This window comes from Pseudoalteromonas sp. T1lg10 (genome assembly GCF_002964545.1).
Classification (GTDB): Bacteria; Pseudomonadota; Gammaproteobacteria; order Enterobacterales; family Alteromonadaceae; genus Pseudoalteromonas.
Genome location: NZ_PQBV01000001.1, coordinates 148,507 through 163,265, shown reverse-complemented (window position 1 = coordinate 163,265; position 14,759 = coordinate 148,507). Strand labels below are relative to the sequence as shown.

The following is a 14,759-nucleotide window of genomic DNA, read 5'->3' as shown; positions in this document are numbered from 1 at the left end:
TCGTGGGCGACCTGGCAACCCAAAGTAAAACCCTAGACGATGACCTTGCCCACTTCGGCGCCCCCAAGGAAAAGCCGGTTGAACAGCCAACCCTGTGGGTTTTAAGCGATAACTGGCAGGCCGTGACGGCCATCACCACCGCCGGAACCCAGTGGAAGCTAGACCATCAAGGCGTTGAACTGGCGCTGGATTATAACTGCGCCGATATAGCCTGGCGTTATGCCGGCATAGAGTTAAGCCCGGACGATTTCGCCAGGGTACAAACCTTAGAAAGAACAATAATAGGACACATAAGGCGGCCCGATGAGCAACAATCTGAATTTGGCGTTACGCTTACGGTATGACGGCAGGGCTGTTAGCGCCGGTGCTCGGCAGAACGTTGCCGAGCTAAACCGCATTCCCCAGGCCATTAGCCGTCAGGTTGCTGCAAATCAATCGCTCGGTACCAGCCAGGCGCAGTTGATGGCTCAACAAGGCGCTATGTCGCGCCAGCTGGGCTTGCTCGAACGTTCCTACAACCAGGTTGGCGCAGCCATTACCACCTTGGTGGGTATTGGCACCGCTACCATGTACGTGCGCGACACCTCTGCAGCACAAATGTTGGATCAGCGTTTAAAAGGCCTTACCGGCTCGTCGAAAGAATACGCCGAGGTGCAAGAGTACCTGTTTTCAAGCTCTGATCGCCTCAACACCAATTACACTACCCTGGCCGACTCTTACAGCAAGATCCTCAACCTGCAGCAGGTAGGCGTAGTTACTCAAGAAGAAGGCCGCGCTATTTTAGAAGGCATGGCCAACGCCGCCGCTAAAACCGGTGCCAGCAATGTTCAATTAGAGCAAAGCCTATTCGGTATGACCCAGGGTATGACCGCTGGCGTACTGCGTGCCGAAGAACTTAACCAGGTGACTGAGCCGCTGCCCGGACTTTTACAAAAGCTGGACCAAGCGGCGGGTATGGCTGCCGGCGGCTTTAGACAAATGGTTAACGATGGCCAAGTTACCAGCCAGATGTTTAAGCAATACCTGGTTAAAGCCCTGAACGAATATGCCGGCGCTGCCGAAGCCACCGAAGGTAAAATTAAGGCCAGCTTCGCCGAGATGAGCAACGAGTACCAGCGACTTGTACGCCAGTATGAAGAGCCGGTTAACTTTGCGGTGACAGGCGTTATCGATGCCACCACCGAGGTGATGCAGTATCTGCGTGAAAACGAAGGTGTGGTTGATGGCCTAGCCACCTCTGCTGCAGCGTTGGCCGCTGTACTTGGTGGCCACTTGGCTGCAGGCCTTACTCGTAGCGCCCAGGGTTTTATCGCCAATGTGGTTGCCAAGAACCGCGCCCTGGTTGCCGATGCCGCCCTGGCAAAACAGAGCATGGCCAGTGCAGCCCTTGAGCATCAGCGCGCAACCCAACAGCAAGCCTATGCTGCCCATACGCTTAAAGTGGCCCGAACCACAGATATGCGCACCGCTGCAATTGCGCGTTTGGCTGCCGCCAATCAACGCGCTATAGCCACCGAAGCTGCCTTAACCGCTGCCACTAATACCTATTCAGCTGCGGCAACGCGAGCGTCTTTAGCCAGCCGTACCCTGGGTATGACCATGGGTCTGCTGGGTGGCCCTGTGGGTATCGCGGTAACAGCTGGTCTTGCGATTGCCTATTTTGCCTCGCAAAGCGACGATGCCACCGACTCGGTGAATCAACTCAAAGAAGCAACCAAAGACCTTAACCCCTACGCCAACCTTACCAGTATACAGGCCGAAGGCTTGTTACTAATGGCCCAGGAGCGTATTAAAGGGGCCATTCAGTTGGCTGATGAAGCCAGACAGCGTTTTAACAACCCATTCTTAAAAGGCAAGTTTGCAGATGTAGAAGCCGCTGAAGCACAGGTTACTAAGCTCAAAAATGAAATTGTTGCCTTGCAGGCGGTGCTAAACATTAAGAACGAGCCCGACACTGCCCCAGCAGCCGGGGCCGAGTTACCAGAGAACATTAAGCGCCTGGAGCTGAGCCTGCTGGGCGAAGAAGCGCGTTTAAAAGCGAGCTATGAGAAACGCCGTGACATGGTGATCAAGGCGCGTGACAACGATGTGGCCAACAAGGCCAAATACGATGCCATTTTAAAGAACCTCGATACCAAGTACGGCGAAGACGTTAAAGCCCTGACCGCCAAACGCGAGGCGGATAAAACCCGCATTCAGAACCAGGCCGAAGAAGCGCGCCGCAATGCCCTGCGCCGCGAGTTAGAAAACCGTATTGCCGTGGTTAAGGGCTTTGCTGGCCGCGAAGCGCTGGCAGCCTACAACAATGAAATGGCCGTAGAACAAGCGCGCCAGCAAGCGCGTATCGATGCCAAGCGCCGTGAACAGCTCGGTTTAGATGCCAATGATGAAAAAGGCGAACTCGAGTACAACACGGATAATCAAATTCGTGAAATGGAGCGCCAGCAAGAGCTGCTAGCCGCCCAAGGCTACCATAGCCAGCGCGAAGCGGACGAAGCGGCGCACCAGGAGCGCTTGGTGCAAATCGGTACCCAGCACATGGGCGCTATGCAATCGCATATTATGGCGTTTGCTAACTTTGAGAAGCAGACCCAGGCTGAAAAAGCCAGCTCCATAGTCGGTTATGGTGCGGCCATGTTTAAAACCATGGGCGCACAGAGTAAAAAGGCCTTTAAGGCGTATAAGGCCTTTGCCATTAGCCAGGCGATTATCAATACCTACCAGTCGGCCACAGGCGCGTTTAACTCGCTGGCCTCGATACCCGTTGTTGGCCCGGTGCTTGGCGGTGCAGCTGCCGCTGCAGCGGTGCTAATGGGTATGCAGCAGGTTAGGCAAATCAAGGCGCAGCAGCCGGCGGGTATTGCCCACGGTGGTTTGGATTATGTGCCCAATGAATCAACCTACCTATTGCAGCGCGGTGAGCGCGTACTGAGCCCCAAACAGAACACCGAAATCAGTGCCATGGCACGGCATTACAATGCCGGTAGCCAAGCCGGCGGCAGTATTACCTTTGATATCGTCAATCAGATCATGGTTGAAGGCGGTGCGTCAGAGCAGCAAGCCAACCGCATTGGCGGTGATATTGGACGTCAGATTGAAGCGCACCTGGTGCAAAGCGTGAGTGAAAACGGCCCGCTAATCAGGGCGATACGTAGTGCAGCTTAGTTGCACTGCAAAGTTGTTCGTGCTTACAATCGAGTTTTAACAAAGGGAGTTGTTATGCTCGATTACTTGTTTAAACCAATCGTTTTACTTATGGCAGCCGCGAGTGGGTTGCTTTACTGGGTGTTCAGAAAGCAATTTTTAGTAATGTCACGCTGGGTCTCTAGGCATAGGGTTGGTTTTGCGATTTGGAGTGTCGCTATAATTTGCTTGCTGTTTATTGAGGAGTTTTTTAGTCGCTTTTCTTATGATCTTGATGCACCCATCGAAAACTGGGTTAATACAGCCACTTACTTCAACAACCTCTTTTCCCCTATTTTGCTATTTGTAACTATGATACTGCTGTATTTAACGTGGCGGGATACTAAAAAATCGTTTGCGCTACAGTTAGCAGACAGTGAATACCAAATGTACAACCAAGCATTGTCAGAGTCGGTTAATACTTTGCTGAAAACTCAGTTTTATATGAGTTATCATTCAAGAATTAAAGATGAAGGACATAATTACCAAGATTACGTTTTTGAGAAAGCCCAAGATTTCTTAGTTCCTGATAAGCCAGCATATTCCCTTATCACTTTATTGTCTGGCCAAGATGAGAACGTTTCTAACTTCATACTGTGTTCTAAACACTTGGCTATGTATCTAAATAAATCAAAAAACAATATTCATATAAAAATGCTTCGTCAAAACATTGCCGCAAAATTAGAGGTGGATCTCGTTGTTTTTATTATCATAATTCTGGATTTTAAGATTCGCTCAATGGAGAAAGATAAAGCAGAAGGATATGAGTTGGCTCAACTTAAAGTTGATAGAAATGAATTTATGCTAATTTATGAATGTTATACTGCGAACCCAAAGTTGACGTCCTCACTATTTACCGATAGCTTATTAGATAGCTATTTCAAAGGGACTATGTAAACCCCTTTCCAGCGGCCCACTTAGGGCCGTTTTTTTATACTTGATGCCAGTGTATTCCATTAGATAACTGGTCATCATGCTGCAGCATCTCCCCTTACCTAAACGCCCTAAATCTTGCACCTTTAAGCTGGTGCCCAACAGCCAAACCCATGTCAATAAAGCCAACAATGCCACCGAGGTTTACGACCATGAAGGTGCCTATTGGGAGTTTGATATTGAACTGGCCAACGTGCGCGAACAAGATGCGTTGCAGCTGGAGGGCTTTTTAGCCAGTCTGCGTGGCCAGGTAGGCAAGTTCCTGATGTTTGATTACCGCCGCGAACAGCTGGATAAGGACTTTACCACCTTTGTTAGCGGAGCCGACCAGGACGGCAATATTTTAAACATTGCTGGCCTGCCCGCGTCGACCACAGTCGCCCTCACCGGTGAGCGTATCCAGGTTAATACCGGCGAAAATGCCGAGCTTAAAATTCTCACTCAGGATTTAGTCACCGACGGCACCGGAGCCGCGACCGTTGTGTTTGAGCCACCCATGCGCAAAATCCCTGCGCATAACACCCAAGTCATATTTAAACAGCCTGCGGGCGTATTTCGCCTGGCCGATAACAAGCAAGGTATCGATACCGCCCAGTTTAAACGCGGCATTGTTACCAGCTTAAAATTACGTGCCCGGGAGGCGTTTTAATGGAGTCATTAAGCGCTGGTCTATTGAGCGAATTAGCGACCGAGGGGCGAGCCCGCTACTTTGTGCGCCTGATGTTTAAAAGCGGCGATGTGCTGTTGCACACGGGGGTTGGTGAACGCCGCTTTATGGGCTGGACCTGGTATGGCCTGGGCATGCTCGGTAACGTAAGTGAAATACCCGCCAGCGACAACAATAACAGTAACCGCATTCGCTTAACCCTGCACACCACCGACGCCGCGCTCATGGCCGAGGTGGCCGAAAATGACCCCGTTGGCGTAGTGTGTGAGATCTACTTGGTAACCGTTGATCAGCATTACCGCGTAAGCCAAAGCCAGTTGCTGGAAAGCGGCTATATCGTTTCTTGCGAAGTGGAGCGCGGCGATGTATCGCAAATTCAACTCTCTGTAGCTGGTGAGGCCGAGCGCTGGAAGCAGGCGCGACTCAATCAACGTTGGAATAACGCTACCCAAAAAGCACTTTACCCGGACGATGAATTTTTTAGCGAGCAGGCATCGTCAACGCAAAATATCAATGACACCCAACCTGGCAACTATGTTGGTGGTGGCAGAGGAGGCAGTAATGGCAGAAATTACCAATATCAACGTTAAGTTCCACGATTTTATAGCGGCACGTACTAAGATGCCCTTCGAATGGGGCGTTAACGACTGCTGCTTATTTGTGGCCGATTGGGTTGAATGTGCCACCGGCCACGACCCAGCCTTTGGCTGTAGGGATGCTTACTCGACCCAATCAGGTGCATTTAAACACATTCTTAAACTTGGGTTTAAAGATGTTCGAAGCGTGTTTAAAGACCGTTTAAATACGCCTGTGCCGGTACATTATGCGCGCCGGGGCGACCTGGCTTTGGTAGAAGATAACGGCGAGCTGATCGGTGGCATTATTGGTGTGGGATCTGTTTACTGCGTATGTGAAGAAGGCTTGGTGAGTCTGCCAATGGATCGCGTTGCCGAGGTTTTCCCGTTGGAGGCGCGCAGTGTCTAAAGCAACCGACATAGTAGTAGATACCGGTGGTGACCTGTTTGGCATTGGGCGCAGTGTATACAATAAAACCATTGGCGCCTTGTGGGACTCGCTCACCCCTGAGCTGCCAGAAGAAGACCTGGCGACCTTGGGTAAAGGGCTGCAAAAAGGCATTGACCAGCCCCGCCGGGTAACCTTTGGCCGCGACCGTGTTGGTGGGGTTATTGCCCACCAGGCGGAGGTTGAACGCGGCGATAAAAAGTACATGCAGCTGATTGTGCTTATTAATGGCGCGCCCATCGATGCGCTGGAAGAAATCTATATTGCCGATAAGCCAATAACTGATTACCCCGCTGGTAGTTACGACTATGAGCTCAAAGATGGCCGCCATACTACCGCCAGCGCCAAAGCGGTTAGCAAAATGGCCGGCTGGACGAATGCGCATATCGGTCATGGCCAGGCGCATATCTTTCTTGAGTTTGAAAACAACCGTGAAGTGTTCCCAGACGGGATCAGCGATTGTGAGTTTTTGATTCGCGGTGTGCGAGTATGGGACCCGCGTGATCCAGCCCAAGACCCGGACGACCAAAACACCTGGCAATGGAGCCAGAACGCGGTGCTATGTGCCCTGCACTATGTGCGTTTTTATGGTGCGCATGAGGTGCCCTTTGAGCGCCTGCCGCTTACCTGGTGGATAGCCGGCATTAACGTGTGTGACGAAGATGCCCAGTACACCGAGCCCGGTGGTACGGTGACCACAGAAAAGCGCTACACGGTAAATGGCTCTTTCCAGTTCACCAATAACCCCTTAGACATATTGAGCCAGCTTGAGCGCAGCTTTGCAGGAAAGATATTCCGCCAGATGGGCCAGTGGTATGTGCGCGTGGGTGCCTGGTACGGCACGCCAACCTATACCGTGAGTGAGGATGATGTGCATGGCAATATCAAAATTAAATGGCATGCTGATCTGCGTGATAGAGCCAATATTGTCCGGGCGACCTTTAGTGACCCAGACCAGAACTACGAACGTACCGACGCGCCGCCGGTTGAAGCGGCCGGCTATATGGAAAAAGACGGTCAGCGCTTGGAAAAGTCTATTTCCCTGCCCTTTGTACGTTCGAGCACAACAGCACAGCGCTTAAGCGCTATTCACCTTGAACAGTCGCGCCTGGGCGGTATAGAGCTGCCACTAAAACACAAAGGCCTAGCCGCTGCAGTTGGCCGCACTATCTATGTCAACCTGCCTAAAGAGGCATTGAGTAATAAAATCTACCGCGTGGTGGAACGCCGCTTTCGTTTAGATGGCGGTGTAACCTTGATGTGTATCGAGGACGGTCCGACCCTTTGGGCCGATAACCTGGTACCAGGCGCGCAAGACTTAACCCCCAACAGCTCGTATCGATTGGGTAAACCTAAACCTGTTTTTGATGTCCGGGTAGACGTTTCTGACGATGAAAAAGCCTATCTAATTTGGTCGCACCCGGCCATTGCAGCAGTCGATAAGTTTGAATTAGAGATTTATCAAGCTGGGAGTCTAAAGCACAAAACATCTGTCATTGATAGCCAGGCATTGCTGCCTGATCTCGGTGAAGGTAGCTTTTCTGCCAAACTTACAGCTGTAAACCTGTTTGGTCAAAAGAGCGACACTATAACCTTTGCCTATATTGTTGCAGCCCCTGCGCGCCCAACTGGTTTGAGTTATACGCAATACAAAAACCATGACACCTTACAAGGCAGGCTGGTATGGGATAACCCACAGAACTTAAAGGTAATTAAGCATCGCATTGAAATCTACGCTGGCACAGAGCTGATAAAGAGCGTCGACACCGCCGAATTCACGCTGGAGTTGTTTAACTTAGAAATTGGCTCTTATGTAGCTAAGCTAAGCGCCTTAACCGCAAAATATGTTAGTGAAGTAGCGACCCTAAACTTTGCTGTTTCTGTCCCCTCTCCTATGTATTCGCGTTTCGGTGATCCTACCTTTAGTGAGGGGTTGAGTAAGTGGTCAGAAGATTATGTTGGCGAAGCAATTTCAGGCGTCAACAACCCCAATTTATCTATCGTCCAATCGGGGTCATATGGCGGTAATTCAGCTCAAATAAGTGGCCAAGCCACTCTTTATTGGCGTCAAGCCATACCGGTCGACGTCAATAAAACATATCGGATGCGCTTTAAGGTTCGCCAAACCCAAGATCCCACTAGCGGCGGTGCTAACGCCTATGCAGGGGTAGCCACTCTCGATAAAGACTTTAACAATCTAACGGGTGGTGCCGGTACGCATCGTTATTTTGCAGTAAAAGGCCACTCCATTGCCGTTGCAGATGGCTGGCAGATGTTTGATGCTGTGATCACAGGGGTCGGCTTATTAGATAATCAATTTCGTGCCAATACGGTATATGTGCGACCTATGTTTATTGTTAACCATGCATCGGGAAACGGCATTGCAGAGGTTGACTATTGTATGTTTGACGAAGTATTAGACGCCGATAGCATCGACCATACAGACCCTCGCATTAGTAACGCAGCAATAACCGGCTTTGTCACCGAAGACCTATATGCACAAGAAAAAGCGGTACTGCAGGCGCAAATAGATAAGGCGATTACCACTTGGTTTTATAACGGTGAGCCGACTCTGATTAATGAACCTGCGTTAAATTGGACAACCAACGAGGACAAAAACACTCACCTAGGCGACCTGTACTATGACAACGTAACGGGCTATGCCTACCGGTTTATGATTAATGCCACAGTTTACTCATGGAACAAAGTCAGCGACAGTGATGTTACCAAAGCCTTAGCCGATGCAGCTAAAGCGCAAGACACCGCCGACAGCAAACGTCGCGTGTTCGTCGCTCAGCCAGCACCACCTTACGATGTTGGAGACTTATGGGACACTGGAGCTGGCATTAAACGAAGTACAGAAGACCGGGTAACAGGCTCATATGTTAGTAGTGATTGGGTGCTAGTAAGTGATACCACTGATTACGATTCACCTCTCATAGCCAATTCAAGTGTGTATTTAGATCCTCGCGGTAATTTAATTGGCGCTGGCGGTGGTCAAATTGACCTGGTAAACAGTGACACTGTCGAGGGTGGTGTAATCACTTACGGTACTAGCAAGTATGCAGCAGTACAATCAGCGCATAGCGAAATTATTGCGGACAGCGAGGCTACAAATGAATTGGCAAGAGCAATTTGGAGTGGCTGGACGGCAGCCGCTTATCTCTCCACATCAGACGGTTACCCTACTATTGGCGGTTTAAAGAAAGGCAAGCAATATCGTATTTTTTGCCGGGCCAGAGAGGTCGGTGCATTAAATTCAATGCCAATGTTTCTCTATAACAATACACAGCAAAAACATGTCGCAATTGATGGCGGTCAAAAAGAGATAGTTAATAAGTTAACAAGTGAATATCAGATAATAGAAGTCTGCTCATTTAAAGCTGAGTGGAACACTAATGATAGCGTTTATTTTGGTTGGGGGATTGGCGCATCCAGCCCATCACAAGATGTTAATAATTGCATGGTAATTGACTGGTTGGCGATTGAACCCATTGACCCCGCAAATGAGACAGTCTTAGGCGCTCAGGCAAAAGCAGATGCTGCTGTTGCCGCTGCTGACGCCGCAGCACAAGCTAAAGCTAATTTGGCTGAAACGACAGCGAAAGCCTACGCAGATGGTATAGTTACGGAAGAAGAGCAAAGAGCCATAGCCGATGCGCAGGCAAAAGCAGATGCGGCAGAGCAAACAGCGATTGCAGCATCTAAAGAATGGACCGACTTAAAAAGCTCGGATCATATTTTATTCGATATTAATGCTATCGCCCCTGATGTAATGCCTGCAGGGGCTCCATCGCCTGTGGGTTACTCAGTAACAGAGTCAAAAAACGTCTTTTCAGATTTTATCCCTATCCGAAAAGGTGAAACTATTCATTGTGAAATGTGGGCCAAGCAGACAGGCTCTTCGGTTAGAGCCTATATGGGTTTTGAGCGGTATGACAGGAATAAAAAGCCAATAGCTGGTAATGATGGCACGATTTATGGCGGACTTACTAATACGCTACTGTCAACCAACTGGACTAAATATACATTTTCACATGCACTACCTACCTCACATGCTCCCTATAACGGTTCTGATGGCAACGAGGTTTGTTTTGTAAGATGTCGCTTGCTCTTTAACTACGCCACAACCGGCCAAGCATATTACAGCGGCTATAGAATGTATCGTGTACCTGACCAACAATATTTACCAAACGTTGTTGCTGCTGGGGCCGGTACAGCACTAAATGTTAACCCGTTGTCAGCAAGTGATAATGGTTCTAGCGCAAAAATCACCATTGCTAGTCATTCAAGACAATATGGGTTTGGCTCCCTGTCTCTTAACGCTGGTTCAATAACAGGGTTAGCTTTTAGCACCAAATATTACGTGTATTACGATGACCCAACGTATTCAGGTGGCGCAGTCACTTACCACGCGACGACTAATATTCAAACTGTGGCCGCCGGCAACCACCGTATATTTGTGTCAACAATAACCACACCTGCTGACGGCGGAGGCAACACTCAGCCGCCGCCAGAACTGTGTGTTACTGCTGATATGTGGCTAACCAGCGAGCTAAAAGCAGAGTATGCCAAAAGCGGTGATATGCTCGATACCTGGTGGCGCGGAGAACTAGCTATAAAAAGTCCGATATTGCAGATACGTCGCAGCAATGACGTACGCGTGATCGTTGAAATTGAGACTACAAGTGGCGCCATAGTGCGAGTATCGGCTCAAACACCTATCGAGCTAAAGGACCACACTACAATCAAAGCGAGTGATATACGCCCATTCAGAGACAAAGTAGCCACTTTAAAGGGCGATGGTCCCATACTTCACTGGGAGTCTGTCGTCCGCGCTGAAATAATTAAAGAAGATTTTGTTTACCACATTTCGGTTGGCGATGGGTCATTTGCATCCGGCCTGGATAAGAACAACAGAATTGTGACCCACAACGGCATGATGAAACCTTAGAGGCATTTATGAATATTCAACCAGCAGACCTAGAGAGCTTGCTATTTACCCCGCAACGTACAGATGAACTTACAGAGCGAGCCTTCATCGTAACCGATGCAGAGCATCAACACCTAGTGCTTGTTAGCGTTGGCAAGAGCTTTCAAGATGCCGACGGCAACGGCACCATTGAAACACTGGACGGTAAATTTAATGTCCAGCTAATTAACAACGACGAAACCGCAAGCGCTGTGTTAGTTTCAGATCGTGAAGTTAAAGTGTGCGAAGTGCACTCGCTAAATATTGAAGCTGTGAGCAATGGAACTGAGGATGTTTATACTTGGATTGCTGATGTAAGTGCCGAGATGATCCCCAAAGTGGTACGCAAGAAAAGTACGCTAGCTACTTTCCTATCCATTTAAAGATGTAAAGCGGCTCAAATGGCCGCTTATCCTCCCCTACACACAAACACTCTTTAAATGCTCTTTAAACTGTATTCAAACAACCCCTAAACAAGACCAATTTAACATAATTGGACTATTCCAATAATCAGCGTCGGAAAGTCCAAAATTTCGCGGCGGCTTACAATAATTAAAAACAGAGTTATCCTCTTAATGAGTAATGTGTTTGCGCAGCCCTTTTTACCTGTTCTTGATTAACCAAGGTATTTTTTGTCGAGTTTCAGTGCTTGTCTGTTGAGTCAGCGTAAGTATCTTTGTCGCTGGTACCGGATTGTTTCTCGGTATTGATGATGCTTGCAACCGACTCTTTTAATTCTGGCGCGTATTGCTGCATATAGTCTTTCACTAACTTCACGTACTCATCATTATCCTGAAATGGCAAACTGGCATCAAAGGCCTCTGCGGTGACCCGCATCATTTTCTTATCATAGGTATCGAACTTGGAAATGATATCTGCTGCCTGTTCGCTGTTAATTCCTAGCGCTTCATAGGCAGCGCGCCCTATACGCAGTGAGCTGTCGTAGGTTTCTCGGATAATGTCACGGCAACCCAGTGCCCATAGCTGATAAACATGATGCCTGTCTATGGCTCGTGCTAACACATGGACATGGGGATAATTCTGTAAAACGTACTGAGTTAAGGTGGTGATTTGCTCTTTATCGTCCAGGGCTATCACCAATAATTTTGCTTTATCTATTCCGGCACTATTTAATAGATCAGGTCGTGTCGCATCCCCATAGAAATAATGCACTCCGATACTCGCCATGGCTTCCAAATGTTGATAATTATGGTCAATTACCGTGGCACGATACCCACCTATTTTTAATATCCTATCCACTAAACCCGCCGACTCGTCCCGAACCGGCGATAATAATATGGCTGTTTTGTGGAAACTCTTCTTCGCGGCTTTTTCCTTCAACCACATATCTCGGCGCTATAACCTTTTGATATAGAATAAAAAGTAAAGGCGATATCAGCATAGACAGAGTAACCACCAGTAATAAACGGTCTGCCATGGCCTGCTCCATCACCTGATTGGTCACTGAGAATGACAGTAAAACAAAGCCGAATTCACCGGCTTGGGCAAGCCCAAGTGCAAGTAACCAAAGGGCTGCGCCTTTAATGCCAAGCACGCGTCCTAATACCAGTAACACGGCAATTTTTACCAGTATCAGGGCTAAGGTAGTAAAGAATATCCAGCCAAACTGCGCAGCCAATAGAGTGAAATTAATCCCGGCACCAACGGTAATAAAGAAAACGCCCAACAAGAGCCCTTTAAATGGTTCGATATTACTTTCAAGCTCATGTTTGTATGGAGAATTCGCAAGAACTACCCCGGCGATAAAGGTACCTAAAGCCGGCGATAACCCAACTAATGTCATCATTAAGGCTATGCCTATCACCAGGAATAAGGCCGTTGCGGTAAATAATTCCCTTAATCTTGCCTGGGCGACAAATTTAAAGATGGGCCCAGTCAGATACGCGCCCCCTACCACCACACTTAAGATCACCGCCAGTACTATTAATGCGCTTTGCCAGCCATTTAATCCACTTAGTATGTTTATTTGGGACGTAGCATGTGTGCCAGCGATCTCGGCGCTACTTGCATCGCCCATGGCCAGTAAGGGCAACACGGCCAAGATTGGAATAACGGCGATATCCTGAGTGAGCAATACGGAAAATGTTGCCTTACCGCCCTCTGTATCAAGCTCTGAGCGTTCGGTCAAACTCTGCAAGACTATGGCGGTGGATGACAAGGTGAGAATAAGTCCGATACTCAGGCCCAGTTGCCATGAATATCCTAAAAGCACAGCGACTCCCATAATAGCCAGAGCCGTAAGCAATACTTGCCCTCCACCTAAGCCTATTAACTGAGCGCGCATAGACCAGAGTTTTTTTGGCTCCAGCTCCAAGCCCACCAGAAAAAGCATCATCACCACACCGAACTCGGCGACATGCTGAATTGATACCAGGTCTATTTTAAGTAATGTTAATAAGGGTGCAATGATAATACCGGCCATCAGATAGCCAAGTACGGAGCCTAAACCAAAGCGCGTGGCAATGGGAACGGCCACTATGGCGGAGATCAGAAAAATACAGGCAACAATAAGAATGTCTGTCATCAATTTGCCCTTGAGCTAGCAATTTAGAATCACGCTTAAGGGCAAGTTTAGACGACTATTTATACTAAGGCTTTGATTTTGCCGAGTTAAGGTAGGCAGGATTTAAAGATAAATCCCCAAGGTGGCATCGAGCACCAAGGACACCGCAGAGATCATTATCACTGAGAAGGTTAACACCATGCTCACTACCCTCACCTTTATGTTTTCATCTAACTGGGAAATGTTGCTGGCATGGATTAGACGTGCAAACACCAAGGTTGCCCCTAGCAAGTGGCTATAATGGCTTGCAAGACCCTGATATTCATTGAAAAATAATAGAAGCAACGCCAGCGGTACATACTCGATAAAGTTACCGTGAGCGCGTACTGCCCTCTGCAGTGCCATGCTGTCGCCGATACCGATAGAGCGGTGGCTACGTCGGCGCTCTTTGACTACGTAAAGGCTAAGTTGCAAATAGACCAGCGCTAAAATGGCGGCATAGATGGAAACAATCACGTCTTCTCTCCTGAGTACATTATCAGGCTAGAAGTTACAGGTAATTGATTTAAAAGAAAAGCGCCGAAGGAAAACTCTTTGGGATTTTACCTTCGGCTTTGACTAGGTTACACAGTCACGCACGGATTTTTATTACCGAGTTTAATTATCGAGTAAAAATACCGCGTTAACCGAGGCACTGACCTTAATTTCGCCAACATTGTACGCTTGCTCGACACCGGGCGCGGCATCTGCACTGACCATCATTTTCATTTCCGCGCGCGGATATGGAATCGGTCTGTCATGGCTCATTACGTTAATGCTGTAAACTTTGCCCACCTTAGTATCAAAGCCATCGGCATAGGTTTTTGCTTTTTGCTTGGCATCACTAAAGGCTTGCTGTTGCGCTTGGTTATACAGTTCGTCGTAATTACTCAAACCAAAATGCGACTGCCCTACCTGGTTGGCTCCTTGCTGTACCAACAACTGCAAAACCGATGCATAGTTATCAATTTGGCGCAGAATAACACTGACATTACGGCTGACTTCATAGCCATCGAACTCATTGGTTTGTGTATCGCGGTTATAGCGGGTTTTGCTGTGAATGCCCAATTGGCTGGCATGAATATCCTTACTTTCAATACCCAGCTCTTTTAACGCCATGATCATGTTTGCCAGCTTTCTGTCGGCGGCACTTTTGGCCTCCAGCACATCCATGCTTTGCTCATTAACGCTCAGATTAATGGTTACCTTATCTGGCGTGGCCCACACTTCACCCACGCCGCGAACCTGTAAATGGGGCTCGTCGGGAATGGTTTGCGCCTGTACAGCGAAGGCTCCACCAAGGGCCAAAGAGGAAGTCAGTAACACCGAAAGTAGTTGTTTCATAGTCGTACCCATTATTGAAGAATTAACATAAGTCTATGTATAGACTAGTTAATTGCAACTGAATAAAAAAGGCC

Annotated in this window: 12 protein-coding genes; 8 read left to right on the top strand and 4 right to left on the bottom strand. The window is 48.4% G+C overall.

Annotation, left to right across the window (positions count from 1 at the left end; genetic code table 11):
• Window positions 1-2 precede the first annotated feature (2 nt).
• From C2M17_RS00700 to C2M17_RS00665, 8 genes are all read left to right on the top strand, one after another.
• On the top strand, window positions 3-344 hold the full coding sequence (locus C2M17_RS00700) for a DUF1799 domain-containing protein (protein ID WP_105198963.1): 342 nt from the start codon (window positions 3-5) through the stop codon (window positions 342-344).
• Complete coding sequence (locus tag C2M17_RS00695) at window positions 304-3,165, top strand: tape measure protein (RefSeq protein ID WP_105198962.1); 2,862 nt, start codon at window positions 304-306, stop codon at window positions 3,163-3,165. The genes C2M17_RS00700 and C2M17_RS00695 overlap by 41 nt, the downstream gene beginning before the upstream one ends.
• Before the next feature lie 54 nt (window positions 3,166-3,219).
• The gene (locus tag C2M17_RS00690; protein WP_105198961.1) at window positions 3,220-4,080 is read left to right on the top strand and encodes a hypothetical protein; all 861 of its coding nucleotides are present in this window, start codon (window positions 3,220-3,222) and stop codon (window positions 4,078-4,080) included.
• A 76-nt stretch (window positions 4,081-4,156) separates the two neighbouring features.
• On the top strand, window positions 4,157-4,765 hold the full coding sequence (locus C2M17_RS00685; protein WP_233997889.1) for a hypothetical protein: 609 nt from the start codon (window positions 4,157-4,159) through the stop codon (window positions 4,763-4,765).
• Window positions 4,765-5,373: a hypothetical protein gene (locus tag C2M17_RS00680; protein ID WP_105198960.1), complete on the top strand. Its 609-nt coding sequence runs from the start codon at window positions 4,765-4,767 to the stop codon at window positions 5,371-5,373. The genes C2M17_RS00685 and C2M17_RS00680 overlap by 1 nt, the downstream gene beginning before the upstream one ends.
• Entirely contained in the window at window positions 5,345-5,767 is a 423-nt protein-coding gene (locus tag C2M17_RS00675) for a DUF6950 family protein (protein WP_233997888.1), read from the top strand. Before C2M17_RS00680 ends, C2M17_RS00675 begins: the two co-directional genes overlap by 29 nt.
• Window positions 5,760-10,760, top strand: a complete 5,001-nt coding sequence (locus C2M17_RS00670; RefSeq protein ID WP_105198959.1) for a phage tail protein — start codon at window positions 5,760-5,762, stop codon at window positions 10,758-10,760. The genes C2M17_RS00675 and C2M17_RS00670 overlap by 8 nt, the downstream gene beginning before the upstream one ends.
• 8 nt (window positions 10,761-10,768) lie before the next feature.
• Window positions 10,769-11,161, top strand: a complete 393-nt coding sequence (locus tag C2M17_RS00665; protein ID WP_105198958.1) for a hypothetical protein — start codon at window positions 10,769-10,771, stop codon at window positions 11,159-11,161.
• A 259-nt stretch (window positions 11,162-11,420) separates the two neighbouring features.
• Here the strand turns inward: C2M17_RS00665 and C2M17_RS15895 are convergent, their stop codons facing one another.
• The 4 genes from C2M17_RS15895 to C2M17_RS00650 all read right to left on the bottom strand — a co-directional run bounded on the left by C2M17_RS15895 (window position 11,421) and on the right by C2M17_RS00650 (window position 14,685).
• Window positions 11,421-12,038: an NAD-binding protein gene (locus tag C2M17_RS15895; RefSeq protein WP_199775981.1), complete on the bottom strand. Its 618-nt coding sequence runs from the start codon at window positions 12,036-12,038 to the stop codon at window positions 11,421-11,423.
• Complete coding sequence (locus C2M17_RS00660) at window positions 12,031-13,323, bottom strand: cation:proton antiporter domain-containing protein (RefSeq protein ID WP_199775980.1); 1,293 nt, start codon at window positions 13,321-13,323, stop codon at window positions 12,031-12,033. The genes C2M17_RS15895 and C2M17_RS00660 overlap by 8 nt, the downstream gene beginning before the upstream one ends.
• 102 nt (window positions 13,324-13,425) lie before the next feature.
• A complete protein-coding gene (locus tag C2M17_RS00655) occupies window positions 13,426-13,818 on the bottom strand; it encodes an MAPEG family protein (RefSeq protein WP_105198957.1) in 393 nt (130 codons plus the stop codon).
• A 141-nt stretch (window positions 13,819-13,959) separates the two neighbouring features.
• Window positions 13,960-14,685, bottom strand: coding sequence for an SIMPL domain-containing protein (locus C2M17_RS00650; protein ID WP_158677959.1), 726 nt, complete (start codon window positions 14,683-14,685; stop codon window positions 13,960-13,962).
• Window positions 14,686-14,759 lie beyond the last annotated feature (74 nt).